Source organism: Acinetobacter sp. CE-15 (assembly GCF_051059255.1).
Taxonomy (GTDB): Bacteria; Pseudomonadota; Gammaproteobacteria; order Pseudomonadales; family Moraxellaceae; genus Acinetobacter; species Acinetobacter guillouiae.
The window spans coordinates 1981612-2007617 of record NZ_CP192737.1 but is presented as its reverse complement, the minus strand read 5'-3'; the positions used below and the strand labels follow the sequence as shown (position 1 = coordinate 2007617).

At 39.5% G+C, this 26006-nt stretch carries 22 protein-coding genes, 2 tRNA genes and 3 rRNA genes; 6 read left to right on the top strand and 21 right to left on the bottom strand.

From position 1 onward, the window contains the following. Positions 1-117: 117 nt before the first annotated feature. Positions 118-549, top strand: a complete 432-nt coding sequence (locus ACQ7EO_RS09265) for a CBS domain-containing protein (RefSeq protein ID WP_004822228.1) — start codon at positions 118-120, stop codon at positions 547-549. A gap of 258 nt (positions 550-807) precedes the next feature. Here ACQ7EO_RS09265 and trpB read toward each other — a convergent pair whose 3' ends face one another. From trpB to ACQ7EO_RS09220, 9 genes are all read right to left on the bottom strand, one after another. Then, positions 808-2016, bottom strand: a complete 1209-nt coding sequence (trpB, locus tag ACQ7EO_RS09260; protein ID WP_434279442.1) for a tryptophan synthase subunit beta — start codon at positions 2014-2016, stop codon at positions 808-810. A gap of 63 nt (positions 2017-2079) precedes the next feature. Beyond that, positions 2080-3267, bottom strand: a complete 1188-nt coding sequence (locus ACQ7EO_RS09255) for a vWA domain-containing protein (RefSeq protein ID WP_004822231.1) — start codon at positions 3265-3267, stop codon at positions 2080-2082. A 15-nt stretch (positions 3268-3282) separates the two neighbouring features. Further along, positions 3283-4134 (bottom strand): AAA family ATPase, encoded by an 852-nt coding sequence (locus ACQ7EO_RS09250; RefSeq protein WP_004719598.1) that lies wholly within the window; start codon positions 4132-4134, stop codon positions 3283-3285. Between the two features lie 20 nt (positions 4135-4154). Continuing rightward, on the bottom strand, positions 4155-4568 hold the full coding sequence (locus ACQ7EO_RS09245; protein ID WP_016539240.1) for a hypothetical protein: 414 nt from the start codon (positions 4566-4568) through the stop codon (positions 4155-4157). After that, positions 4561-4866 carry a YcgL domain-containing protein gene (locus ACQ7EO_RS09240; RefSeq protein WP_434279441.1) on the bottom strand — a complete coding sequence of 102 codons (306 nt, stop codon included), beginning with the start codon at positions 4864-4866 and terminating at the stop codon, positions 4561-4563. Before ACQ7EO_RS09240 ends, ACQ7EO_RS09245 begins: the two co-directional genes overlap by 8 nt. A 184-nt stretch (positions 4867-5050) precedes the next feature. Beyond that, positions 5051-6193, bottom strand: coding sequence for a ribonuclease D (locus ACQ7EO_RS09235; protein ID WP_016539239.1), 1143 nt, complete (start codon positions 6191-6193; stop codon positions 5051-5053). A 347-nt stretch (positions 6194-6540) separates the two neighbouring features. Beyond that, complete coding sequence (gene recR, locus ACQ7EO_RS09230) at positions 6541-7137, bottom strand: recombination mediator RecR (RefSeq protein WP_004719588.1); 597 nt, start codon at positions 7135-7137, stop codon at positions 6541-6543. Between the two features lie 10 nt (positions 7138-7147). Further along, positions 7148-7477 carry a YbaB/EbfC family nucleoid-associated protein gene (locus tag ACQ7EO_RS09225; RefSeq protein ID WP_004719585.1) on the bottom strand — a complete coding sequence of 110 codons (330 nt, stop codon included), beginning with the start codon at positions 7475-7477 and terminating at the stop codon, positions 7148-7150. 112 nt (positions 7478-7589) lie between these two features. Further along, positions 7590-8777 carry an O-succinylhomoserine sulfhydrylase gene (locus ACQ7EO_RS09220; protein ID WP_434279440.1) on the bottom strand — a complete coding sequence of 396 codons (1188 nt, stop codon included), beginning with the start codon at positions 8775-8777 and terminating at the stop codon, positions 7590-7592. A 141-nt stretch (positions 8778-8918) separates the two neighbouring features. On the opposite strand from ACQ7EO_RS09220, the gene ACQ7EO_RS09215 reads away from it, so the two are divergent. From ACQ7EO_RS09215 to ACQ7EO_RS09195, 5 genes are all read left to right on the top strand, one after another. After that, the gene (locus tag ACQ7EO_RS09215) at positions 8919-10010 is read left to right on the top strand and encodes an alpha/beta fold hydrolase (RefSeq protein ID WP_056511927.1); all 1092 of its coding nucleotides are present in this window, start codon (positions 8919-8921) and stop codon (positions 10008-10010) included. Positions 10011-10019: 9 nt separating this feature from the next. Beyond that, positions 10020-10892, top strand: coding sequence for an NAD(P)-dependent oxidoreductase (locus tag ACQ7EO_RS09210; RefSeq protein WP_434279439.1), 873 nt, complete (start codon positions 10020-10022; stop codon positions 10890-10892). 81 nt (positions 10893-10973) lie between these two features. Then, positions 10974-11240: a YARHG domain-containing protein gene (locus tag ACQ7EO_RS09205; protein WP_004719576.1), complete on the top strand. Its 267-nt coding sequence runs from the start codon at positions 10974-10976 to the stop codon at positions 11238-11240. 28 nt (positions 11241-11268) lie between these two features. Then, a complete protein-coding gene (locus ACQ7EO_RS09200; protein WP_434279438.1) occupies positions 11269-11688 on the top strand; it encodes an HIT family protein in 420 nt (139 codons plus the stop codon). Between the two features lie 217 nt (positions 11689-11905). Next, a complete protein-coding gene (locus ACQ7EO_RS09195; RefSeq protein ID WP_004822251.1) occupies positions 11906-13012 on the top strand; it encodes a porin in 1107 nt (368 codons plus the stop codon). Positions 13013-13263: 251 nt separating this feature from the next. On the opposite strand, the gene ACQ7EO_RS09190 is transcribed toward ACQ7EO_RS09195, so the two are convergent. From ACQ7EO_RS09190 to ACQ7EO_RS09135, 12 genes are all read right to left on the bottom strand, one after another. Beyond that, on the bottom strand, positions 13264-13767 hold the full coding sequence (locus tag ACQ7EO_RS09190; protein ID WP_434279437.1) for a DUF4256 domain-containing protein: 504 nt from the start codon (positions 13765-13767) through the stop codon (positions 13264-13266). 294 nt (positions 13768-14061) lie between these two features. Beyond that, positions 14062-15261, bottom strand: a complete 1200-nt coding sequence (locus ACQ7EO_RS09185) for a hypothetical protein (RefSeq protein WP_434279436.1) — start codon at positions 15259-15261, stop codon at positions 14062-14064. A 448-nt stretch (positions 15262-15709) separates the two neighbouring features. Beyond that, positions 15710-16102 carry a DUF2007 domain-containing protein gene (locus ACQ7EO_RS09180; RefSeq protein WP_434279435.1) on the bottom strand — a complete coding sequence of 131 codons (393 nt, stop codon included), beginning with the start codon at positions 16100-16102 and terminating at the stop codon, positions 15710-15712. A 385-nt stretch (positions 16103-16487) separates the two neighbouring features. Further along, a 5S ribosomal RNA gene (gene rrf, locus ACQ7EO_RS09175) occupies positions 16488-16602 on the bottom strand. 167 nt (positions 16603-16769) lie between these two features. Beyond that, positions 16770-19660: ribosomal RNA gene (locus ACQ7EO_RS09170) — 23S ribosomal RNA — on the bottom strand. A 337-nt stretch (positions 19661-19997) separates the two neighbouring features. Continuing rightward, a tRNA-Ala gene (locus ACQ7EO_RS09165) sits at positions 19998-20073 on the bottom strand. Between the two features lie 44 nt (positions 20074-20117). After that, positions 20118-20194, bottom strand: a tRNA-Ile gene (locus ACQ7EO_RS09160). A 59-nt stretch (positions 20195-20253) separates the two neighbouring features. Beyond that, positions 20254-21792: ribosomal RNA gene (locus tag ACQ7EO_RS09155) — 16S ribosomal RNA — on the bottom strand. The 16S, 23S and 5S rRNA genes sit together here with 2 tRNA genes alongside, the layout of an rRNA operon. Positions 21793-22202: 410 nt before the next feature. After that, positions 22203-23234: an alpha/beta hydrolase gene (locus tag ACQ7EO_RS09150; protein ID WP_004719563.1), complete on the bottom strand. Its 1032-nt coding sequence runs from the start codon at positions 23232-23234 to the stop codon at positions 22203-22205. Then, entirely contained in the window at positions 23234-24382 is a 1149-nt protein-coding gene (locus tag ACQ7EO_RS09145) for a YdcF family protein (protein ID WP_434279434.1), read from the bottom strand. Before ACQ7EO_RS09145 ends, ACQ7EO_RS09150 begins: the two co-directional genes overlap by 1 nt. A 13-nt stretch (positions 24383-24395) precedes the next feature. Next, on the bottom strand, positions 24396-25424 hold the full coding sequence (murB, locus tag ACQ7EO_RS09140; protein ID WP_434279433.1) for a UDP-N-acetylmuramate dehydrogenase: 1029 nt from the start codon (positions 25422-25424) through the stop codon (positions 24396-24398). A 40-nt stretch (positions 25425-25464) separates the two neighbouring features. Next, a complete protein-coding gene (locus ACQ7EO_RS09135) occupies positions 25465-25968 on the bottom strand; it encodes a low molecular weight protein-tyrosine-phosphatase (RefSeq protein WP_434279432.1) in 504 nt (167 codons plus the stop codon). Positions 25969-26006 lie beyond the last annotated feature (38 nt).

Sequence of the window (26006 nt, the reverse complement as noted above, 5' to 3'; positions counted from 1 at the left end):
TTGTTGTAAAAAATAAACTTTATATTTTTATGACTGCAAAGTATTTGCAAAGTTAAAAAATACAGTTAAGTTAAAGGTGTGCAGATTGGTAAGCACCCTAGAAAAGGAAGAATAATTATGACGACAGTAGCACAAGTAATCCAAGATAAGATTGGTCGTGAAATTTATACGATTTCACCCTCTGCCACAGTATTAGAAGCCATTACACTTATGGCAAACAAAGGTATTGGTGCTGTGGTTGTCACTCAAGATACAAAGGTCGTCGGAATCCTCTCAGAACGCGACTATACGCGTAAAATTGCCCTTATGCAGCGTACCTCTGACCATACAACGGTCGCTGAAATCATGACGTCTAGAGTGATTTCTGTGACACGTGGCCATACGGTTGAAGAATGTTTAAATTTAATGACTGACGGACACTTACGCCATTTACCTGTGATTGAAGGTGAAACGTTAGTTGGATTTGTGTCTATTGGTGATTTAGTCAAAGCCACCATGGAAGATCAACGAAAATTGATTGAACAGTTAAGACAATATATTTCAGGTTAAGTGACATTATAAAAATATAACCCTCCATGTGGAGGGTTTTTTATTGTGTATAGAAAATTGGCAGCTCAGCTTGCATGTAAAACCTTTTTTAAATTTCTAGATAATAGAAATAATCACCAGCTTTGAGTTGCATGTCTTCATTTATCACGGGGATAAACAATCGAGTTCATTAAACGAAATCCAAGGCTGAATTTCAAATTTAACGAAAAAATAAAAAACCTAGCCAAAGCTAGGTTTTTAGATCAAATCAATTTTTTATCAGTTTAGATTTAACTTTTCAGCAACATAGTCGGCATCTTTATCACCACGCCCTGAAAGGTTTATAACAATTTTGATTTCTTTCGCTAATTTAGGCGCTTCACGAATTGCCCACGCCACAGCATGAGAACTTTCTAATGCAGGAACAATCCCTTCTACGCGTGAAAGGGTCATAAATGCGTCTAAACACTCTTGATCTGTTGCTGTAGAATATTCCACACGGCCTAAATCTTTTAAGAAGCTATGTTGAGGGCCTACACCCGGATAATCCAAACCAGATGCAATCGAGTGCACAGGCAATGGCGCGCCCTGTTCATCTTCTAGTACATAACAAGCCATACCATGAATCTGACTTGGCTTTCCTAAAGTCAATGTTGCTGAATGCTGTTGAGTATCCAGACCATGACCTGCAGGTTCCACACCAACCAGTTTAACCTCTGCATCATTTAAAAATGCCGTGAATGCGCCAATTGCATTTGAACCACCGCCTACACACGCAACCACATAATCGGGTTGTGCGCCAAAGCGATCTTGGGTTTGAACTTTAATTTCATTGCCAATAATAGATTGGAAATCACGTACCATTTTTGGGAAAGGATGCGGCCCAACCACAGAACCAATCGCATAAATAAAGTTTTTAGGGTCTTTTAAATACTCTTCAAATGCGCTATCTACAGCATCTTTCAGTGTTGCAGTACCTTGAGTGACTGAAACCAGTTTTGCACCCAAAATCTTCATTTTCACAACATTGGGATGCTCTTTTTCAATATCCACCTGCCCCATATGAATTTCACATGGAATACCAACCAAAGCACATGCGGTTGCAAGTGCAACGCCATGTTGACCAGCACCTGTTTCTGCAATCACTTTGGTTTTTCCCATATATTTGGCAAGCAAAGCTTCGCCCAAACAATGGTTAATTTTATGTGCGCCTGTATGATTTAAGTCTTCACGCTTTAAATAGATTTGTGCGCCACCCAATTGATCAGAAAGGCGTCTTGCATGGAATAAAGGACTAGGGCGACCTACATAATTGGCAAATAAATCAGCCAATTCATTTTGAAATTCAGGCGTTTTACGAATTTCCTCATATGCGACATTGATTTCATCCATTGCTTCTTTTAAATGAGGTGGAATAAATTGACCACCATATTCACCAAAAAAGCCTTGTTCATTTGGTAATGCAATACCATTTATTTGATGATCCATTTCTTTCCCTATTTAATAAATCAGCCGTTGAATTTATGAATAACAACTTTGCTTTCGAATAATCTATCGTGACAAATATTTCGTCATATCCTCAATACCTTTAAGGGTCATTGGAAACATATGATCGTCAAATAATTGTTTAATTAATGCGATGGTTTGTGTGTAATGCCAATAACCTTGCTCTTCTGGATTTAACCATGCTGTTTTTTCAAAATGATTGCGTAAGCGGCGTAACCATACGTCTCCTGCTTCATCATTCATATATTCAACAGAGCCACCGACCGATTTCAGCTCATAAGGTGCCATACTTGCATCACCCACCACAATTACACGATAGTCTTTACCATAGGTATTAAATAAATCCCATGTATTCATTCGGGTAGAAGAACGACGATGATTATCTTTCCACACATAGTCATATAGACAGTTATGGAAATAGAAATACTCTAAGGTTTTAAATTCAGTTTTTGCCGCACTAAACAATTTTTCACATTGTGCAATGTGCGAATCCATCGACCCACCTACATCAAACAACATCAAAACTTTAATACGATTACGCCGTTCAGGCACCATTTGTACATCTAAAATGCCCTGTTTGGCAGTTTCATAAATGGTACTGTTAATGTCTAATTCTTCTGCAGCACCTTGACGAGCAAACTTACGTAAACGACGTAAAGCCATTTGCATTTGTCGAGTACCTAAAATTTGTTCATCATCCAAATTTTGATACTTACGCTGTTCCCAAACTTTTACTGCTGAATTTTTACGACTTGGGCCACCAATTCTCACGCCTTCAGGATGGTCACCAAAAGCACCAAACGGTGAAGTTCCACCTGTGCCGACCATTCGGTTGCCACCTTGATGCTTTTTATGTTGTTCACGCAAGCGTTCTTCCAACATCTTCATCAGTTCTTCAAGCGAACCTGCTTTCAGCAATTCAGCACGTTGTTCAGGTGTGAGATGTTTTTCAAGTAACTCTAAATCAAACCAGTCTTTGGGAAGTTTTTGAACTTTGCTGAGCAGATCATCGATATCAAAAGTATGAATACCTTCAAAATAATCTTTCATAGCACGGTCAAATTTGTCAAAGAAGCGTTCATCTTTGACCATGACTGTCTTTACTAATTGATAAAAATCATCTTGATCGGCAAAAACCAAGCCTTCACTAATTGCTTGGTTGAGATCAATGAGTTCTCGTGTTGAAACTGGAACACCATATTTTCTGAGGGTATAAAATAATCGCACAAACATGTTGCGATCTCCTCATTAACGACGTGACATAAAGGCTAAGCGTTCAAGCAACTGTACATCTTGCTCATTTTTAATCAATGCACCATATAAAGGTGGAATCGCTTTTGATTTATCATGATTACGCAAAATGTCTTCTGGCATATCATCTGCCATTAACAAACTTAACCAGTCAATCAATTCAGATGTTGAAGGTGGTTTTTTTAAGCCAGGCACTTGACGTAATTTAAAGAAGACTTGTAATGCTTCTGAAACCAATGTTCCAGAGATATTTGGAAAATGAACTGCGATAATTTCACGCATCGTTGCTTCATCAGGAAATTCAATATAATGGAAAAAACAACGACGTAAAAATGCGTCTGGCAGTTCTTTTTCATTATTTGAAGTAATGATTACGATTGGACGTTGAGTTGCAGTAATGGTTTCGCCTGTTTCATAGACAAAAAATGACATTTTGTCTAATTCATGTAGCAAGTCATTTGGAAATTCAATATCTGCTTTGTCTATTTCATCAATCAACAATACACAGCGTTCTTCGCTGGTAAATGCATCCCACAACTTACCTGGTTTGATGTAGTTTTTAATATCGTAAACACGGTCATCACCCAACTGGCTATCACGTAAACGAGAAACTGCATCATATTCATACAAACCTTGCTGTGCTTTGGTTGTAGATTTAATGTGCCAAGTAATTAATTTAAGACCTAGACTCTCAGCAACTTGTTCAGCCAATAAGGTTTTACCTGTACCAGGTTCGCCTTTCACCAATAATGGCTTTTGCAATGCTCGAGCTGCTTTTACAGCCAGTTTTAAACTATCCGTTGCGATATACTGTTCAGTACCTGTGAATTGTTGAGAATCGACAGACATAACTTACCTTTATTTTTTATTTAAAGTGGTGAAATATTTTTTGCTACAGCGCTTGCTTGGGTATTTTTCGTGGTTTTGTATTTAGACCAAAAAAATCCAATGACTAAACCAATACCCATGACAAAAGTAATTAAGGCAAGATTTGACCAAATCAATGGTGAATCCTTGGTAAGAATACCAAATAACAGTCCAAATATTGCTGGCGCAATCGCTGAGTTTGGTCCTTCAGAAATGGTCGGGGTTGCAAGAACGGCAAATACAATGATCCATGTAATACCGCCAAGTGGCGATGGCAATCGTTTTGAAATCGAATACCAGCACCATAAAATCAACAGCGTCCCAAGAATATAGACGGTTATTGCGATATTATCTTCTGGGATAGCATCAAATAGATCTAAAAAATTTGCCCATATTCCTGATAACTGATCAAGCACCACGTAATCCCTCTGGTTCAACCGCATTTGGGTTAATTAAACCTTCTGGCGGCATTTGAATAAAGAAGCCTTTTGTATTGAGTGAATCGATTACATGTAACACATTTACACGTGCCAAAGGTCGAGCTTCGCTCAGTTCAAGATGCATTACATGCGTTGCACGACCAAAGGCAGCACGTAGTGGCTCAGAAAGAGCCGCTAAGGGATCTGCACTTTCGTCTGTATTTGGATGATTTGGGCGAGCCACATAAAGATACATTTCATCTTTTTTGCTCGATTTATAAATATCACAATGCATTTTAAACAACAGCTTCAGTAAAACTTAGTTGACAGCATACATGAAAAAAACGACGGATACATTATCGAAAGTTAACGCATCAGTCGTTATTTATGTCCAATTGCTAAATCTTTGATCAACAATAACGCAGTAAGCTTTCTTGGCTATTGGTGATTATTCATCTAAACAACAACAGCAACAGCCGCTATTCATTGACCTTCATCTGCATACTTAAAAACTTAATATCTTCTTGTAACAGATGGATAAGTGGCTGGGTAAGTAATTCATAGCGCCACCCCAACAAATAACCGGGTAAATCCTGTTCATTGCCATGAAATACCACATGATGATACAAGGCATTTAACCATTTTTTACGCATAAGTACTTCTTTAGGTACTTGCATTTCAAATGAAACCTGAGAAATTAACTCATCCACTTCAAGGGTGATTCCCTGAGAAGAATGCTTGATTGGTCGTGCAATACGCAGTGGCCATTCATCGGTTTCAGGCAGAAACTTCAATAAATCTAAAATTGTTTTTCCATGTTCACGCACAATATTTGGACGTATTCCCTTCACAGAGGACAATTGAAAATTATTTTTAGGATTAACTTCAACCAAATCAATCATTGTGGCATTTTTTAGAATAAAGCTCCGTGGTTGATTGAGTGCTTTGACCATTTCTTCACGCCAAACACTTAATTGTTGCAATTGCATCAATTGTTTTCTGGAATGACGATAATTACCAATATCACAATATAATTTTTCTTTTGGTGTTTCTGAAGCAATTTCAAAGGTTAAATTTTGACAATCTTCAAGCACATGTGAGTATAAACTTTTCTCGACCAATTCAGCTTTTACTTTTTCAGCCAAACGCATAATGTATAAAACATCATTGGCTGCATAATTCATTTGTTCATCTGTTAACGGTCGAGCCAGCCAATCTGAACGTGTTTGATCTTTATCAATATCAATCTCTAACACCAATTTCAATGCATTTTGATAACTGACCTGTAGACCATGTCCTAAAAAAGACAATCCCACTTGGGTATCGAAGACATTTTTCAGATTTTTCTGATCTGCATAATGATAAATGAGATCAATATCTTCTCCACAAGCATGAAAAATATTTTGCTGTGCTTGAAAAAGTTGAAACCAAAAGCGATCTAAATTTAAGGTTGTGCCGTCGAGCAAAAATACTTGACCATTGACATTAATTTGGAATACACCGAGTTTTGGCCAAAGTGTGTCGACTTTAATAAATTCAGTGTCTAGACCATAAGTCGAGGTATGTTGCATCAAGTTCAACACATGTTCGAGATCGGTCTGTTGATTAATAAATTGAAACATGTCAGTTTAAGTCAAAATGTTACATTCAAATGAAATATGATTTTACCTTAATATATAAAATTTAAATATAATATTTTTAAACTAATTCTCCGTAAACACCTTATTTTTCAATAAAGTTTCTTGTGAATATTTATTTTATATATAGGTTTTACAACTTAATAAAAGTATATTTTAAAGTAATAAATAACATGGCTAATCATTGCTTTAGCTTGAGTTTACCTAAAAAATTTAGATTGAATGTAAATAATTTTTAAATGAGACAGAGTTTGTTGATCTTTTAATCGTTATCGCATTTACGCTAAACACCCAAGCTCAACAAACTCTAAATGGTACCAAGTCTAGGATCGCTATTTCATTCTCATGCGATTATGAACAGCCTGACTCAATGTATGACTATCCACATATTCCAATTCACCACCTTGTGGAACACCTTGTGCGATTCGTGTCATTTGCAAAGACAAATGTTTTGTCGCTTCTACAAGATAATGCGCAGTCGCTTGCCCTTCTACAGTTGCATTGGTGGCTAAAATTACTTCAGTAATTTTACCATCGGTTAAACGCTGTACTAAATATGGAATACCTATTTCTTCAGGACCAATACCATCTAATGGCGACAAATGCCCACCCAATACATGATATTTGCCTCTAAAGCTACCAGACTGTTCTATTGCCATTACATCTGCAGGAGACTCAACCACACAAAGCAGCTGATCATCCCGATCATTTGAGCAACAAATATCACAGACTTCATTTTCAGTTAAAGAATGACAAACACTACATTCATGAATATAGGAAGTTGCTTCATTTAGCGCATGCGCCAAACCAATAGCACCTTCTTTATTTTTCATGATCAGATGGAGTGCCATACGTTGAGCCGATTTCGGCCCAACACTGGGTAAGATTCGTAAAGCTTGTACGAGTTGATCAAAACGGTCGCTAAACACCTATGATTCCTTAGAACAAACCTGAAAGACCTGGTGGTAAACCCATACCTGAATTGGCTTCTTTCATCTTCGCTTCGGTAATGACTTCAGCTTGGCGAGCCGCGTCATTCATTGCTGCTGCAATCAAGTCTTCAATCATATCTGGATCGTCTTGTAACAAATCTGGACTGATTTCGATACGCTTAACAACATTACGGCAAGTCATTGTTACTTTTACCAAGCCGCCACCAGCTTCAGCATTCACTTCAGTTTGAGCAAGTTGTTCTTTTGCCTTTTTAACGTTGCTTTCCATATCTTTCTGCATACGTTGCGCTTGCTGCATAAGCATATTAATGTTCATAAAATACTCCGAACAAAAGTCCTAAATTAAATCTCTGTCTTGCACTTTCATGACTAGTTTTTTAAAAGCCTAGAAGAAAATGAAAGAAACTGTTTTGCAAATTTTGCTTATCTTAAATTAAATCTAATCCATGAGAAAGGTCACGGATAATATCATCGACATCTTCTAAGCCAACAGACAAACGGATTAAACCTTCACGAATACCCGCTGCTGCTTTTGCTTCAGGAGAAAGCTTACCATGAGTCGTTGTTGCTGGATGGGTAATTGTTGACTTAGCATCACCTAAATTACCTGTAATCGAGATGAATTGTGTATGGTCAATAACTTTCCAAGCACCTTCTCGTTCACCTTTCACTTCAAAAGAAACGATTCCACCAAAACCAGTTTGTTGTTTGGCTGCTAACTCATGCCCAACATGATCTGCTAAGCCAGCAAAATAAACCTTTTTCACTTTTGGATGAGCAACCAGCCACTCGGCAATTTTTTGTGCACTTTCAGAATGCGCTTTCATACGCAGTCTTAAGGTTTCTAAACCTTTCAAAAAGACCCATGCATTGAATGGGCTCATCGATGGGCCAGTGGTACGAACATAACCAAATACTTCTTCAAGTAATTTGTGACTACCGACCACAGCACCACCCAGTGCACGACCTTGTCCATCTAGATATTTGGTGGCAGAGTAAATCACTAAATCTGCACCAAATTGTAATGGACGCTGCAAAATTGGTGTGCAAAAACTATTATCAATCGCCAATAAAGCATCATTTGCATGTGCTAAATCTGATAATGCTTGAATATCTGCGACTTCAGCCAAGGGATTTGATGGTGACTCAACAAACAGTAATCGGGTTTCAGGACGAACCGCGTTTTGCCAAGCGGTTAAATCAGTTAAATCAACAAAAGTCACTGCGACATTAAATTTAGCGACATATTTTTCAAATAATGAAACTGTAGAACCAAAAACAGCACGTGAACAAATCACATGATCGCCTGCCTTTAAGAACGACATTGCAACGGCCATGATTGCAGCCATACCCGAGCTTGTTGCCACAGCGCGTTCACCACCTTCTAGTGCAGCTAAACGCGTTTCAAACATTGCTACAGTTGGATTGGTAAAACGTGAATAAATATTACCTGGTTCAGCACCAGAGAATTTTGCTGCTGCTTCCGCTGCATTTTCATACACAAATGACGAAGTGAGGAAAATTGGTTCACTATGTTCACCTTCAAAACTGCGTGTATGACCTGTACGAATCGCTAAAGTATCAAGTTGGTATTCAATGTCGTCGTGCTGGCTCATTTCAACTACTCAGTCCAAAAACTGCCTTTGTAAAATATTGCCAACATTTTGAGCGCCCTATGTATTTAAGGTCAAGGTAAAATCGTAAATTATCACATACACTTCGCTTAAATCTGCATAAAAATGAGACAATCACCGCTTATGACACAAGTATCAGCTAAGTTCCAACAGCGCAAATCCAAATTGAAGAATCTAACCACTCGTATCTTCAATGGTAAGTCATTGGTTTTATCTCAAAGTACCCCTTATGAAATTATTGCGGAGCATCATCAAACCAAAGTGCGTTACTACGCAGCTGCTGAAAAAAAATTTAAGGAACCTTTGGTTTTTACAGCGCCATTGTCAATCAATATGGCAATTTACGACCTCTACCCTTATCGTTCACTTATCAAATATTTTACCGAACAAGGCTATGATGTGTATTTATTGGACTGGGGAAAACTCAGTTATCAGGATCGCAACTTAAACTTTTTATATTTTATTGATGAAGCTATGCCGTTATGCATTAATAAAATTCGAGAACATGCTCAAAGTGAGCAAATCTCATTGCATGGCTGGAGCATGGCCGGCATTTTTGTATTACTTTACACGGCATTACGTCAACCCAATTATGTTAAAAACTTAATTATACTGGCCAGCCCAATTGACAGTTATGCATCGGGTGGTATCGGTAAACTTTATCAAAAAATAAATAATCTGATTATAAAGAATCAAAAACTCAAAGATACTTTATATAAAGGTGGTTTACCGAAAAAACTGATCCATACCCCGGGCTTACTCAATGCCATTGGTTTTAAGATTTTAGATCCAAAGGGTTGGTATGAGGGGCATAAACAATTGTTGCTAAATTTAGACGACAAAGAGCTCTTACATGAACACGCTACCCTTGGAAATTTTTTAAATCACATGGTGGATTACCCCGGTGGTGTTAATCAAGACATGTTATTTAATGTTTGGCTGCAAAATCCACTGAAAAATGGGGCAATTCAGCTCAGTAACCATAAAATTGAACTTCGCAATATTGACTGTTCATTGATGATTGGGGCTGGAAAAAATGATCAAATGGTCACCGCAGATGCAGTTAAGCCTTTAAGCGAATTGACAAAGAGTAGTGATGTCACGTTTACTCTTATTCCTGGGGGACATTTAGGGCTAATGTCTAGTCAAAAAAGTGCAGATGAATTTTGGCCTACACTGTCCAGATGGTTAGAACAAAGATCGACAAAAATTTAAGAGATAGATATGAAGACTACAGTTGCATTTATTGGTTTAGGCGCAATGGGCTATCGTATGGCAGCACATTTACCCAAACATTTTGATACCGTATATGTGTGGAATCGAAATTTTGCAAAGGCCAAGCAACATGCAACTGAGTTTGGTACTCAAGCTGTCGAACTCGATCAAGCGGTGCAAGCTGATATTATTTTTTCATGTTTACCAACCAGTCAAGATATTGATGATTTAATCCAAAATTTAAAGATCAAAAATGGCGCGATTTGGGTCGATTGTACCAGTGGTGTACCTGATGCTGCGCGTAAACAGTCTGAGTATCTTCTCAAAAATAATATTCACTTCTTGGATGCACCTGTAAGTGGTCAAACCATTGGCGCTGAAAATGCAACACTGACCTTTATGGTCGGCGGTTCAGCAGAAGCGTTTCAAATTGCCCTACCTGCAATGCAAGCGATGGGTAAATTAATTAAACGTGTTGGGGACTCAGGTGCAGGCTTTGCAGTAAAAGCTGTAAATAATATGATGATGGCGGTTCATTTATGTGCTGCTGCTGAAGGATTTACCACGCTGAAAGCACATGGGGTAGATTTAAATGAAGCACTTGATTGTATCAATGCATCCAGTGGTAAAAGTGGTGTGACTGAAACTGCACTACCGCAACGTATCCTCAATCGTAGCTTTCCACTGACCTTTGCTTTACCCTTATTGGCAAAAGATACAGGTATTGCCATTGATTTAGTTCGTGATGCAAGATTATCAGCACCTATTCTTGGTTTAACACAAAGCTTAATTACCGCAGCCAATAGTCTTTCAGAGCCTGATAGCGATTTTTCTACCGCGGTAAAAATGTATGAATCATGGAGCAAAATTACATTAGATTAATTTTTCGTCATTGAATAATCACAACTAAACCTTATAATCACATTAAGTGACATGTAAATATGTCAATTTCGAGGTCGTATCATGAATAAATATGTAATTGCTACACTTTCTAGTTTATCTATTTTAGTCGCTAGTCACGCTTTTGCTGATAACACCCAAGAATGTAAAAAATTGCAAGATGATTACAATGTCATTTATGCATCAAAAGGGTTCTGTTTTAAAGATCCTGAAGCAAAAGCAAAATATAATAATGACAATTGTTATACAAGTAAGCCTAAATTTTCTGAAAAAGAGCAGCAAAAACTTGACTCTATCAAGGAACGTCAGAAAGAATTGAACTGTAAATAATCACATTCACACCTTCAAGGAAATAAACATGGCTTATGATGATCAGAATATATTTGCACGAATTTTACGTGGTGAACTTCCTGCAATTAAAGTTTATGAAGATGATCATGTGCTTGCATTTATGGATATCATGCCGCAAGCCGATGGGCATACCCTGATTATTCCGAAGACTCCAGCTGTGACATTGCTCGACTTAGATCCTGAAATTGCAGCTTATACAATCAAGATTGTGCAAAAAATAGCACAAGCAATTGAAACAGCTTTGGATGCTCAAGGTATTGTATTGATGCAACTTTCTGGAGCTGCTGCTGGACAAACTGTACCTCATGTACACTTTCATTTGATTCCGAGCTCGGTGCATGAATTAGGTCGTCATGCTATTCAAATGGGCGATCAGGAAAAAATTAAAGGGTTTGCTGAAAAAATTAAGGCTGCACTGCTTAATTAAAAACCTTTTTAGAATCAATGGGGCTAATCAAGCCTCATTTTTTTATTCAAATTACACAAATGTTAAATTCGCGTCATTAAATTGTCATTTTTTCTTCACTGATATGTAACAAAGTTTACAGATACTGCATGCAAGTTAGTAAGTAGTGCACAAACCCACACTTACTGAATAAAAAAAGTAACTGCAAACCCATTGAACATGTTTTGGAGAAATCTCAATGAAAAAAGTGCTACTCGCTGCAGCAATCGCCACCCTTAGCATAAGCGCAGCTCAAGCAGCGCCAACATTGTATGGTAAATTCAACGTAACTTTAGATCAAATTGATAAGAATGGCTTTAAAGACGAAAGCGTAACTAAAGTAAACTCTAACGCTTCTCGTATTGGTGTTAAAGGCGAAGAGAAATTAACAGATAAATTGTCTGCTGTTTACTTGGCAGAATGGCAAATCAGTGCTGATGGTGATGGCGATGCTTTCACTAACCGTAACCGTTTCGTGGGGATTAAATCAGACGGTATCGCTACGTTAAAAGTTGGTCAGTTTGATTCATATTTCAAAAATGCTGCTGGTAACAACCAAGATATCTTCAACGATCACAACGAACTCGATATGACTGCGATTTTAGTTGGTGAAGATCGTTTAAAAAACGTGATCGGTTTTGAAACTGATAAAAAATTATTGGCTGGTTTAGCTTTCAACATCATGTTCCAGCAAGGTGAAGAATCATCTGCTTTAAAAAATGATGCTAAAGGTCAAAAAGGTAGCCGTGATAGTTTCGGAGATGGTATCTCTACATCACTTACTTATGACAACAAAGACTACGGTTTTGCTGCTGCTGTTGCAGGTAACTTCGGTGTTGCATCTAAATATAATGCATATAACTCTGAATTAGGTAGCAACACAATCTACTCTGACGCAATCCGTGTTACAGGTTCTGTAGACTTGAAACCTGCGGGTCTTGATGGCTTAGTATTTGGTGCATTATGGCAAACTGCTAAACCGTCTGATGATACTGTTGCAACCACTTCTGGTACTACAGTAACATCATTCAAAGGCTTGAAAGAAAATGCTTATGGCATCACTGCTGCATACGCAATTCCTTCTACACCGATTAAGCTAAAAGCTGAATATATTTCTGCAACGACAGAACTAGATGGCCGTGATGATCGTAAACAAGACCTTTACGGGATTGGCGCTGATTACAACATCAACAAGCAAGCTCGCTTCTACGGTGTTGTTGGTCAACAAAAGCGTGATTGGTCAACTACATCTACACCAGAGAAAAAGAAAACTGTTATTGGCTTAGGTATGGAATATAACTTCTAATCCGAACCTTTAATAAAAAACGGCAAGTGATCTTGCCGTTTTTTTTCGACTCAATAATTCAAAAGCTCATTTTATAAAATACATATTCATTAGCTGAGTAACCATCATATAAATTTAGCGCTTTTATAAATAGCGTACATATCATTTCATCATCTATGACAGATCTTTCGTTTAGCAACATGAATGTCGTGCTTGGATAGGCATACAGCTCCCAAAACCAAAACTGAAAATCATTAATTTAAATATCAATATTAGGTAAATGTACGCCCATAACGCTGATCACAAAAGATCGCCCCGCCTTGCTGACGTAATATCGTTGGAGTTTCGACCCAGCTGGATGTTTTTAAGTCAAAATTGAATATTTGCTGTAGAGCATAATACTGTTGTTCAGTCATTAGTGCTAAGGCATGCTTATTTACCCAGTCGATCACCGTATCTTCAGGAGGATGGTCCTTGCGACTGAGTAATGCCTCTCGGTCATAACACAGACTACGCCGTCCTTTTGGAGACTCAACTGCACAATCAAAAAAATACACACCTTCTGAGTTCGGTAAAACAACCACATCAGGCTCACCGCCAGTCATTTCCATTTGTTGTAAAGCCCATAACTTTTCAGGACAAAGCAAAAGTTGTTTCTGAACAAAATCCCAGCTCATTTGTGCATGTCGTTCTGTATGCTGCTGAAAACGCTGTGCTAAGGTTTTAAATAGGTTTTCAACTTGCAATGGACTCAGTCTTTCTTGCTGTTTTATCATTTATTTTACTGCCTGATTTTAAGCCTTTACTAACATAACATTATCCACCAAGTACAACCAAATCCGCTTTTTAGGCATACTGAAGTGGATTGATTAAATAGTGTGGCATGGATAATTCAATGGAATTCTCTGCATATGCAACTTCTTCCACACCGATTCAACTAAAAGCTGAATATATTTTTGCAACGACAGAAAAATCGTCGTGGCGATCGTAAATTACGGGATATAGCTTCTAATCTTAATTTTAAAAAATGGTAAGAAATCTTGCCGTTTTTTACTTAACAACAGAATATTTTAAAAATCTCGTATTTCATCAAACCAAGTATTCATTGTTTCTTGATCTATATCGAATGTTGAAGCTTCAACCAGTTGCAGTACAGCAAGACCAGTATCTTCCCTTTCAACAGTTTCAATATTGGGCAATGTATTAATTATCTCAACAAGTTCAATAATTGCCCCTTTCACATCTTGCTTTGTCTTCGCCTTGGAGATTTCTTTTAAAGCAGATTTATATGCTTTGATCGCAATTTTTGCATTATTGCTTTCCCAGTTTTCAAATGGAATTCCATATTCAGTGGTAAACCATATTGAACTCCTCAGTTTAGACACCGACGAATAATCCAATTGTTTTTCTTTAACTAAATGCTTTAATTCAGCATTTAACCTTTTCCCTGTTTTTTCATCAATATTCCATCCAATGAAGGACCTTAAGTTTTCCCAAGTCTTTAAAGCAGGAAAGCCTTCCAAATTTACGGCATAGCGTATTCCAATACGTTCAAGTTGCTGAAGTTGTTTTAAACTTGCTGTATTGGTTATATTCCCAGTTAAGTTTAGATTTTTTAAATTAGGAAACTGCAATAAGCTTTCACAATCAAATGCTTGACCTAAAGGTTTAACAGCTAAATCTAACGAAGTTATTGCCGCTAAATTTTTCATAACAGGAAGATGGTATGCCGATACCCTTGGATCTTTGTATGTCGTTGGCTCTATTCTCATATGGGGATATGCTGCTGTGGTAATAATTTCAAAATGCTCAATATGACCAGCCAAATGAAGCGAATATAACCCCTTCTTATTCTCACTATCAGCATGATTTAAAACTAATGTGATTGGATGTTGATCTGCTTTGATTGAAAAGTTATGAATTTGAGCATGACTTAAATCTAGACAAATTGCTTGCGTAGGTCGCCAAGAAAAATCTTCTATTACTCTTTTCTTCGACCATTCAGTAAAACCCTGATCATTTCCCCAATAATAAAAAAATCTTGGCCAATCTCCATAAGGATGCAAATGCGCATTTTGTTGACCATTTGGCGTATACAAAGTATTAAAAGCGTCCCAATTGATTACAGCATTTTCTTCAACAAGAACATCAAACTTTTTCTTGTCCATGCCGATTCGACCAATTGAGAAGCTTCCTTGCCCAGCTGGAATTTTTATCTGATGGCTATTTGTACCTGTTAAAGAAACATAAATGGGAGTATTTCTATCCATGTTGATCCATTAATTGTAAATTGTACGATTCAGCTTTCAGCAAATATTAATTACTTATACTTGTACAAATAAGCATATAAACTCAACACAGAATATATCAAGCTTAAAGCTTAGCCTTTGTTTCATTTTAGCAAAATATGAACATGTTAGATTTAGCTCTATATTTCAACTTTCCCAATTTAGATACTTAGATGGTCTAAATGACCTTGATGATCTATTTTGACCACAATCAGTTAATGGATTAGAAATCCCAATTTTTTCTAAGCAATCATCACTTAATTCTTCAATATGAAAATCCACATAGTCTTTGACTATCCCTTCAACTTCAAAATCCTGTTGAATGATGCTTTGCTTTTATTGATCAAATTTTACGATATTTTCTAGTAAGTAATTTATTTGATCTAAAGTTTGCTTATTTAAAATATCTTGCCGACTTTCCAATAGAGCACTAACGCCAAAAATGTTGGCACTGTTTACACTTCGTTCCATTTTTATAAAAAAAGAGCGGAAAACCAAGCAATAGAAAAACCAAATAAGCGGGACGTTTTCCTTCGGTATATGGCTGTATATCGCGACTACCACAATGAGAGCAACTTTCGCTTGCTCCAAACTGTTGTTCTAATTCTTGACTAAAATCTTGGGCAAGTAATGCTTTAGCCTCTTCTGCATAGCTTTCAGGAACTAACAGTCGCACACCACCCAAAGCATTAGAGTAAAGCCAATCCATATTAATAGTATGTTCATTTTCAATACGTGCTGGAATTTCAGCTGCTTCTAATTGCGTTTTGGCAATCTGAGCCTCGTAAGGGAATGAATATGTTTCAGCAACCACCCATTGCATAAGAACACCTAACAGAAATAAAGATGAATTTTAAGCTCAATTCATTTAACTGTATATTGTATAAATTTATTCAATTGATGCTTCCATTTTTCAAGTTATGACGAAGGAAAGAAAATTCATAAAAATAAGGAAATATGTTGGAGGATAGATAGGTTTTAAAGCAGTGCATTTTATCTATTTCCGTTAAATGTCATTCTTCTTTCTATTCCAGTTAAGCAACTAATAACTATAGTTATAGTTAGTCTTAACTCTATCCTACTTTGCTATATTTTAATGAGGAAGTGAAACAGCAAAATTTACATCTTATTCTTACTATTTATTATTTCTCTCCGCGCATAAAAAAACACCTCGCTCTCGCTAGAGATCGGGGTGTTTTAGATTTAAAAGCTGGCGATGACTTACTCTCACATGGGTAACCCCACACTACCATCAGCGCTAAGAGGTTTCACTTCTGAGTTCGGGAAGGGATCAGGTGGTTCACTCTTGCTATTGTCGCCAGCAAACTGTTATGGACTTGTTCGGGTCTTATTTAAATGCCTTACTTCGTACCAAATGAGTTTAACAGAACATTTGAGTTGAATAGTTTAACTAGCTTTACAACTAAATCAAGTATGTTTGATCTTTTATGAATCAAATGATGCTTCGTATACAACTGCTTGGGTGTTGTATAGTCAAGCCTCACGAGCAATTAGTATTGGTCAGCTTCATGCGTCACCGCACTTCCACATCCAACCTATCAACGTCGTAGTCTTCAACGGCTCTTTAGAGGACATAAAGTCCTAGGGAAATCTTATCTTGAGGTAGGCTTCCCGCTTAGATGCTTTCAGCGGTTATCCCTTCCGAACATAGCTACCCGGCGATGCGACTGGCGTCACAACCGGTACACCAGAGGTTCGTCCACTCTGGTCCTCTCGTACTAGGAGCAGATCCTCTCAAATTTCCAACGCCCACGGTAGATAGGGACCGAACTGTCTCACGACGTTCTAAACCCAGCTCGCGTACCTCTTTAAATGGCGAACAGCCATACCCTTGGGACCTGCTTCAGCCCCAGGATGAGATGAGCCGACATCGAGGTGCCAAACACCGCCGTCGATATGAACTCTTGGGCGGTATCAGCCTGTTATCCCCAGAGTACCTTTTATCCGTTGAGCGATGGCCCTTCCATACAGAACCACCGGATCACTAAGACCTACTTTCGTACCTGCTCGACTTGTGGGTCTCGCAGTTAAGCGCGCTTTTGCCTTTATACTCTACGCGTGATTTCCGACCACGCTGAGCGCACCTTCGTACTCCTCCGTTACTCTTTAGGAGGAGACCGCCCCAGTCAAACTACCCACCAGACATGGTCCTCGTCCCGGATAACGGGACAGAGTTAGAACCTCAATATTACCAGGGTGGTATTTCAAGGATGGCTCCATAGCAACTGGCGTCACTACTTCAAAGCCTCCCACCTATCCTACACAAGTAAGATCAAAGTTCAATGTCAAGCTGCAGTAAAGGTTCACGGGGTCTTTCCGTCTAGCCGCGGGTACACCGCATCTTCACGGCGATTTCGATTTCACTGAGCCTCTGCTGGAGACAGCGCCCCCATCATTATGCCATTCGTGCAGGTCGGAACTTACCCGACAAGGAATTTCGCTACCTTAGGACCGTTATAGTTACGGCCGCCGTTTACTGGGGCTTCGATCAAGAGCTTCGCTTACGCTAACCCCATCAATTAACCTTCCAGCACCGGGCAGGCATCACACCCTATACGTCCACTTTCGTGTTTGCAGAGTGCTATGTTTTTAATAAACAGTTGCAGGGGCCTGGTTTCTGTGGCTGCCAATAGCTCAAGGAGCAAGTCCTATCACCGTCAGCAGCGTACCTTCTCCCGAAGTTACGGTACCATTTTGCCTAGTTCCTTCAGCAGAGTTCTCTCAAGCGCTTTGGTCTACTCGACCTGACCACCTGTGTCGGTTTAGGGTACGATTCCTGTGTAACTGAAGCTTAGAGACTTTTCCTGGAAGCATAGTATCAGCCACTTCGCTAGTAAACTAGCTTGCTATCAGCTCTCAGCATAGAGCACCCCGGATTTGCCTAAGATGCATGCCTACTGCCTTTCACCTGGACAACCAACGCCAGGCTGACTTAACTTTCTCCGTCCTCTCATCGCATTACACAGAAGTATTGGAATATTAACCAATTTCCCATCGACTACGCCTCTCGGCCTCGCCTTAGGGGTCGACTCACCCAGCCCCGATTAACGTTGGACTGGAACCCTTGGTCTTTCAGCGAACGGGTTTTTCACCCGTTTTGTCGTTACTCACGTCAGCATTCGCACTTCTGATACCTCCAGCATACTTCTCAATACACCTTCATCGGCTTACAGAACGCTCCCCTACCACGTATACATAGTATACATCCGCAGCTTCGGCATATAGTTTTAGCCCCGTTACATCTTCCGCGCAGGCCGACTCGACTAGTGAGCTATTACGCTTTCTTTAAAGGGTGGCTGCTTCTAAGCCAACCTCCTAGCTGTCTATGCCTTCCCACATCGTTTCCCACTTAACTATAATTTGGGGGCCTTAGCTGGCGGTCTGGATTGTTTTCCTCTTGACTACGGACGTTAGCACCCGCAGTCTGTCTCCCGGATAGTACTCATAGGTATTCGGAGTTTGCATCGGTTTGGTAAGTCGGGATGACCCCCTAGCCGAAACAGTGCTCTACCCCCTATGGTATTCGTCCGAGGCGCTACCTAAATAGCTTTCGGGGAGAACCAGCTATCACCGAGTTTGATTAGCCTTTCACCCCTATCCACAAGTCATCCCCTGGCTTTTCAACGACAGTGGGTTCGGTCCTCCAGTTAGTGTTACCCAACCTTCAACCTGCTCATGGATAGATCACCCGGTTTCGGGTCTATACCCAGCAACTAAACGCCCTATTAAGACTCGATTTCTCTACGGCTCCCCTATGCGGTTAACCTTGCTACTGAATATAAGTCGCTGACCCATTATACAAAAGGTACGCAGTCACCGAACAAGTCGGCTCCCACTGCTTGTATGCATGCGGTTTCAGGATCTATTTCACTCCCCTCACAGGGGTTCTTTTCGCCTTTCCCTCACGGTACTGGTTCACTATCGGTCAGTCAGGAGTATTTAGCCTTGGAGGATGGTCCCCCCATATTCAGACAAGGTTTCACGTGCCTCGCCCTACTCGTCATCATTATATGTGCCCTTTCGTGTACGGGACTATCACCCTCTACGGTAGCACTTCCCAGAGCTTTCCGCTAAAACACATATAACTTAATGGGCTGATCCCCGTTCGCTCGCCGCTACTGAGGGAATCTCAATTGATTTCTTTTCCTAAGGGTACTGAGATGTTTCACTTCCCCTCGTTCGCCTCGCATGACTATGTATTCATCATGCGATACCTACCTTATGGTAAGTGGGTTTCCCCATTCAGAAATCTCCGGATCACAGGATATTTGCCGCCTCCCCGAAGCTTATCGCAGGCTATTACGTCTTTCATCGCCTCTGACTGCCAAGGCATCCACCACATGCACTTAATTACTTGACTATACAACCCCAAACAGTCGTTAATCCCTACAAGGAGGATCAACAATGTGAACTTAATCACTTCTATTTGTTGCCTGTGAATTTAATCACCATACAGCTTCAATTTAATTCATATACCAAAACGCTTGATTCAGTTTTATCGCTAGTGCTCATTTCATTCAACATTAACAATTACTTGCTAACATCAACTAAAACGAGTTTAAACAATTATTTCAACTCAAATATATTCTGTTAATGATTCACTACCGCCTCGTCAGCAAGTAGTTAACTGTGATAAATCACAGAACTTAATAAGCTATCGGCTTACTAAGTTCTGTAATCACTTAGTCTTTAATTAGTGGTGGAGACTAACGGAGTCGAACCGTTGACCTCCTGCGTGCAAAGCAGGCGCTCTACCAACTAAGCTAAGTCCCCAGCTTAAGATCTTAATATATCTGCTCTTCTGTGTTCAGTAGACTTGGTGGGTCTGACAAGACTTGAACTTGTGACCCCACGCTTATCAAGCGTGTGCTCTAACCAACTGAGCTACAGACCCTCAGATACATCAATGAAGAACAACTTGTTGTGGATTCTTACCAATCGTCAATCTTTCGTTAAGGAGGTGATCCAGCCGCAGGTTCCCCTACGGCTACCTTGTTACGACTTCACCCCAGTCATCGGCCACACCGTGGTAAGCGTCCTCCTTACGGTTAGACTACCTACTTCTGGTGCAACAAACTCCCATGGTGTGACGGGCGGTGTGTACAAGGCCCGGGAACGTATTCACCGCGGCATTCTGATCCGCGATTACTAGCGATTCCGACTTCATGGAGTCGAGTTGCAGACTCCAATCCGGACTACGATCGGCTTTTTGAGATTAGCATCCTATCGCTAGGTAGCAACCCTTTGTACCGACCATTGTAGCACGTGTGTAGCCCTGGTCGTAAGGGCCATGATGACTTGACGTCGTCCCCGCCTTCCTCCAGTTTGTCACTGGCAGTATCCTTAAAGTTCCCACCCGAAGTGCTGGCAAATAAGGAAAAGGGTTGCGCTCGTTGCGGGACTTAACCCAACATCTCACGACACGAGCTGACGACAGCCATGCAGCACCTGTATGTAAGTTCCCGAAGGCACCAATCCATCTCTGGAAAGTTCTTACTATGTCAAGACCAGGTAAGGTTCTTCGCGTTGCATCGAATTAAACCACATGCTCCACCGCTTGTGCGGGCCCCCGTCAATTCATTTGAGTTTTAGTCTTGCGACCGTACTCCCCAGGCGGTCTACTTATCGCGTTAGCTGCGCCACTAAAGCCTCAAAGGCCCCAACGGCTAGTAGACATCGTTTACGGCATGGACTACCAGGGTATCTAATCCTGTTTGCTCCCCATGCTTTCGTACCTCAGCGTCAGTATTAGGCCAGATGGCTGCCTTCGCCATCGGTATTCCTCCAGATCTCTACGCATTTCACCGCTACACCTGGAATTCTACCATCCTCTCCCATACTCTAGCTTCCCAGTATCGAATGCAATTCCCAAGTTAAGCTCGGGGATTTCACATCCGACTTAAAAAGCCGCCTACGCACGCTTTACGCCCAGTAAATCCGATTAACGCTCGCACCCTCTGTATTACCGCGGCTGCTGGCACAGAGTTAGCCGGTGCTTATTCTGCGAGTAACGTCCACTCACTGTAGGTATTAACTACAGGAGCCTCCTCCTCGCTTAAAGTGCTTTACAACCATAAGGCCTTCTTCACACACGCGGCATGGCTGGATCAGGGTTCCCCCCATTGTCCAATATTCCCCACTGCTGCCTCCCGTAGGAGTCTGGGCCGTGTCTCAGTCCCAGTGTGGCGGATCATCCTCTCAGACCCGCTACAGATCGTCGCCTTGGTAGGCCTTTACCCCACCAACTAGCTAATCCGACTTAGGCTCATCTATTAACGCAAGGTCACAAGTGATCCCCTGCTTTCCCCCGTAGGGCGTATGCGGTATTAGCATCCCTTTCGAGATGTTGTCCCCCATTAATAGGCAGATTCCTAAGTATTACTCACCCGTCCGCCGCTAGGTCAATCACCGAAGCAATCTCCCCCGCTCGACTTGCATGTGTTAAGCCTGCCGCCAGCGTTCAATCTGAGCCATGATCAAACTCTTCAGTTAAAAATCATTAGTGACTTAAGGTCACAATTCTGGCTCATCAATGTACTGACAAATTCTCTCAAATAAACTTCGAGTAATTTAAACCAATCAATCAATGATAATATTTCGATCAATCAATCAGTAAAAATCCACACAAGTTGTTCTTCATATTCTCTTAATGATTAATTTATCACTTCGTCAGTGATAAATAAGACGCAATAAACATTTAACAACTTAACACTCTAAGCTAAGTTCGTTTGCTGTATCGCGTCGGGATGCTGCGTATTCTATACAGATTTTAAACCAGCACAAGCCCTATTTTCAACAAAATGCATCGTGTGATTATTTTTTAATCTAAATATTCAAAAAACCGCATAATTCACCTATTTTTTAGGCATTTTTGAGAAATTCAGCTTAAAAGCAACCTATATCTATTCAAAATAATCACCAGAAGATTGTGCATGAAGAAACGCAGGAATTAATCCTGTTAATGCTGCACGTATATCAGCACGTTCATTAATCAATTGATGCGAGCCTTCTTCAAGAATCAATAAGGTCTGTAATCTAAATTGTCGACGTACAAAATCAATATTATATTTCCAGTCTACAGTTTGGTCTTGTGCACCTTGTGCCAACCAAACCGGAATGCGGCACTTTGGATAGGCTTCCATTTCCAGCATCCACTTTGACATTGCCAAAATCCAATCCATTCCCATCATTCGAGGTTGTAACGGGTCTTTAAGGCGTACAAATCTTAAAAACTCAGGATTGTGATTATTTCTTTTAAAGTGACGAGGGACTTCTCTTTTAATTCTGCGAATAATTCCTAGACCAATAGAATTATGCCACCACGCTGTTTTTGCAGGTCGGACCAATGGTGAAAGCAGTAACACCCGATCCACAATTGGATTTTCACGTTTTTGTGCATACTCAAGTAAATGATGCATCCAAATTGCACCACCTGTACTTTGCCCTACTCCCAACCACGGCTTAGGAAGCTGCTCTGCATTTTTTACATATTGATAGACTGCATGTAACACTTGTTGGTAATGGTCAAAATTTTGAATATTTGCAGGCGAACCATTACTCAGTCCATGCCCAGGCAAATCATAAGTAATCACACTAAACCCTTGTTCAAGGATTTCTTTCACAATCGGTTGGTAAATACCACTATGTTCTAAATAGCCATGCAACAAACACACAGTGCCTTTTATTTTATCTATATTGGGTTTAAATACTTGCACATGGAGTTTAAACAACGGCATATCAATAAAACCTTGCCATTGCACACAGTCCAGTTGATCAAAACCATAAAGACGTTGATAAGATTTTATTTCTTTATTTGGAATATATTCACGATTTAAGTTTAAGGCTTCTAATAGTTGTGGTGTTGTATCTCGACTTGGTATAGGTAAGTCAAGTTGCTTTAGAATTGTTGGATTTAAAAATGGAATATCTGCCATTAAGGCACCTCTCTACAGCCACTCGAACCAAACAACATATCTCGGATTGTTGCTAAAGTTTCATAATTGGCTCTACGACTATGATCATAATTTTGTTTGCTAGGCTGCCATGCTGTTAATTGAGTTGGCATGGGTGCATTGACAGGAATTGTTTCGATCCCATTTAATGCAAATAAACGACGCGTTCTTGGCATATGGTAACGATCGGTAATTAATAAGACTGTAGGTGCACCACCTTTCTTCTGTAAAAGCAATGAGCTGAAGCGTGTATTTTCACAGGTGTTCATGCTTCTATTTTCTAATAGTTTTGCTTGTACACCGCGCTCAGATAACCATTTTTGCATATAGGGTGCTTCTACACCACTCAGCACAATAGGAAGTTTAACTTTCTCTTCTAAGGCTAAGGTTGTTTCAAGTCTTAGTTTGGTATAGTCATTCACAATAATGTCTTTTTGATTTTTATCTAAAGTTAAACCACCGCCCAAGACTACAATTGCATAAGGTTGACTGATTGGCTTCGGTTGTTCACTGGTTTTGGTAGGCAAACTTTCAAGATCTTCTTGTACTTGTGAACTGGACAATTCATTTGCCAATGTGTGTGAATTTTCTTGAAGTAATTTTTCATCAATTTTATGTTTTTTTAAGAATGTTAAATATTCATCCATTAAAGCCTTATTGTCTTCACTATTTAAATCCAATAAGTTTTTAACCACATCGTTCGATTGATTCTCAACAACCTCTGATGCAGCATGTTCAGACACCAATGGAATTACCGGTTTGTTTTGTTCTTCATCATCATTTTTTTGATCTTCAGCAATTTTTTCTTGCAAGGCTTTATATCGTAACTGGAGTAGAATTAAATCCTGAGCATTTTTACTCTTAATCGCTTCATCCATCAACTTAAGATAGGCTTGTCGAGCAATCCATAAGTCAGAACCAGGTTCTAAGTTTTCAGCCTCCGAAAGTGCAGCATTTTGTTGGCTCTTTGCTGCCACCTGATTCACTTCAACTGGAACAATGCTATTCAGGATTTTAACCATCATTGTCGAATAAAATGGCGTATACCAAAAAACGACCAAACAGCCGAATAATACAAATAATATGGCAATTATTCGTAGAAATCTGACCATCCAATGCGGTTTGACCATATATTTACTCAATTTAATGGTTTTCGATTAACCCTAGTTCATTATAAAGCACAGGTTCAGGCTCTAAGTGCACACCAAACTTCTCAAAAACATCTTTTTGTACTGCCTGATATGTTGCGCGTACATCTGTCAATGTTGCATCGGCATAATTCACCAATACCAAAGCTTGTTTATGAAACATTCCCACCTGATTAAGCTGTTTACCTTTCCAACCTGATTGATCAATCAACCAACCCGCTGCAATTTTAACGTGATTCCCTGCTTGAGGATAATGTGGAATATTAGGGAATTTTGCAATTAATTGTGAAAACTCTTGTTGCTTAATAATCGGATTTTTAAAGAAACTTCCCACGTTTGGATATTCTTTTGGGTCTGGGAGTTTACTTTGACGAATATGAATCACTTGCTTTTGTAAGTTTTCAGCACTCATATCATCCATCATTGCATCTTTTAAATCCCCATAATTTACTTTTAAATCAGCATGTTTAAGTAATTTAAAAATCACATGGGTAATCACATAACGATCTGGGTCATCTTTAAAAATACTGTGTCGATAAGAAAAATGGCAATCTTGTGCTTGAATTGAAAGTGTCTGTGCTGATTGACGATCGTAGACTTCTACAGATTGAATAAATTCACCGACTTCAACACCATACGCGCCAATATTTTGCACAGGCGATGCGCCGACTAAGCCCGGAATCAAAGCCAAGTTCTGTAAACCGTAAAGCTGTTGCGTTGTCGTCCACAATACAAAGTCATGCCAAACTTGCCCTGCACCCACTTTGATTGTTTTACTTTCGGCATCTTCACTTAAAAATTCAATACCTTGTATATCTATAGCAACTACAAGCGCATGAATATGCTCAGGCAGCATCATATTGCTGCCCCCTGAAAGCAGTAAAACGTTTAAATCGTGTGCTTTAGAAAACTGCAACGCTTGCTCAAGATCTACGATAGATTGTATTTTGACATAATGTGATGCAATCGAGTTCAAACTCAATGTATTAAAGGGTTTGAGCTGAACCTGTGATTCAATATTCATAACTTAAATTTATTTCCTAAAAATATTTCAATCACTTGCATTAAAACTGTTGTTGAAACACATGTACCCAAGCCAAACTGCTTGATTCACACTGATCAAGTACACGTTCAAATCCATCAGCTTCACCATAATAAGGATCTGGAAGCGCCTGTTGTGGATAAACGCGATCGTGCTCATTCATTAAAGCAATTTTAGCTTTGATTTGAGCAAGACCAAATTGGCTGCTGGCTTGGTTATACACTTGCTGTATATCCGCAAAATTCTGATGATCCATGGCAAGAATCAAATCAAACTCTAAAAAGTCTTGTATTTTTAATTGTCTAGCACGTAATCCAGAAAGATCATAGCCTCTTTTTATTGCATGTTTTTGACTGCGACTATCGGGTGATTTATTTGGATGATAATTGCTCGTTCCAGCGGAATCCACAACTACATTTAATCGTTTTTCATCACAATAGTGTCGTAAAACCACCTCTGCTGTGGGTGAACGACAAATATTTCCTAAGCACACACATAAAACTTTGTATGGCATTTTGGATGACATAACAACCTCAAATGATCATTTCTTTTATAAAGTCTTAT

Coding starts and splice junctions, on each gene's coding strand:
- ACQ7EO_RS09250 (WP_004719598.1), bottom strand. CDS start 4,134: ATGTCTGTCGATTCTCAACAATTCACAGGTACTGAACAGTATATCGCA.
- ACQ7EO_RS09235 (WP_016539239.1), bottom strand. CDS start 6,193: ATGTTTCAATTTATTAATCAACAGACCGATCTCGAACATGTGTTGAAC.
- ACQ7EO_RS09220 (WP_434279440.1), bottom strand. CDS start 8,777: ATGAGCCAGCACGACGACATTGAATACCAACTTGATACTTTAGCGATT.
- ACQ7EO_RS09190 (WP_434279437.1), bottom strand. CDS start 13,767: ATGATAAAACAGCAAGAAAGACTGAGTCCATTGCAAGTTGAAAACCTA.
- ACQ7EO_RS09195 (WP_004822251.1), top strand. CDS start 11,906: ATGAAAAAAGTGCTACTCGCTGCAGCAATCGCCACCCTTAGCATAAGC.
- trpB (WP_434279442.1), bottom strand. CDS start 2,016: ATGGATCATCAAATAAATGGTATTGCATTACCAAATGAACAAGGCTTT.
- murB (WP_434279433.1), bottom strand. CDS start 25,424: ATGAATATTGAATCACAGGTTCAGCTCAAACCCTTTAATACATTGAGT.
- ACQ7EO_RS09225 (WP_004719585.1), bottom strand. CDS start 7,477: ATGAACATTAATATGCTTATGCAGCAAGCGCAACGTATGCAGAAAGAT.
- ACQ7EO_RS09265 (WP_004822228.1), top strand. CDS start 118: ATGACGACAGTAGCACAAGTAATCCAAGATAAGATTGGTCGTGAAATT.
- ACQ7EO_RS09185 (WP_434279436.1), bottom strand. CDS start 15,261: ATGGATAGAAATACTCCCATTTATGTTTCTTTAACAGGTACAAATAGC.
- ACQ7EO_RS09135 (WP_434279432.1), bottom strand. CDS start 25,968: ATGTCATCCAAAATGCCATACAAAGTTTTATGTGTGTGCTTAGGAAAT.
- ACQ7EO_RS09240 (WP_434279441.1), bottom strand. CDS start 4,866: ATGCATTGTGATATTTATAAATCGAGCAAAAAAGATGAAATGTATCTT.
- ACQ7EO_RS09150 (WP_004719563.1), bottom strand. CDS start 23,234: ATGGCAGATATTCCATTTTTAAATCCAACAATTCTAAAGCAACTTGAC.
- ACQ7EO_RS09215 (WP_056511927.1), top strand. CDS start 8,919: ATGACACAAGTATCAGCTAAGTTCCAACAGCGCAAATCCAAATTGAAG.
- ACQ7EO_RS09200 (WP_434279438.1), top strand. CDS start 11,269: ATGGCTTATGATGATCAGAATATATTTGCACGAATTTTACGTGGTGAA.
- ACQ7EO_RS09145 (WP_434279434.1), bottom strand. CDS start 24,382: ATGGTCAAACCGCATTGGATGGTCAGATTTCTACGAATAATTGCCATA.
- ACQ7EO_RS09180 (WP_434279435.1), bottom strand. CDS start 16,102: ATGCAATGGGTGGTTGCTGAAACATATTCATTCCCTTACGAGGCTCAG.
- ACQ7EO_RS09255 (WP_004822231.1), bottom strand. CDS start 3,267: ATGTTTGTGCGATTATTTTATACCCTCAGAAAATATGGTGTTCCAGTT.
- ACQ7EO_RS09210 (WP_434279439.1), top strand. CDS start 10,020: ATGAAGACTACAGTTGCATTTATTGGTTTAGGCGCAATGGGCTATCGT.
- ACQ7EO_RS09205 (WP_004719576.1), top strand. CDS start 10,974: ATGAATAAATATGTAATTGCTACACTTTCTAGTTTATCTATTTTAGTC.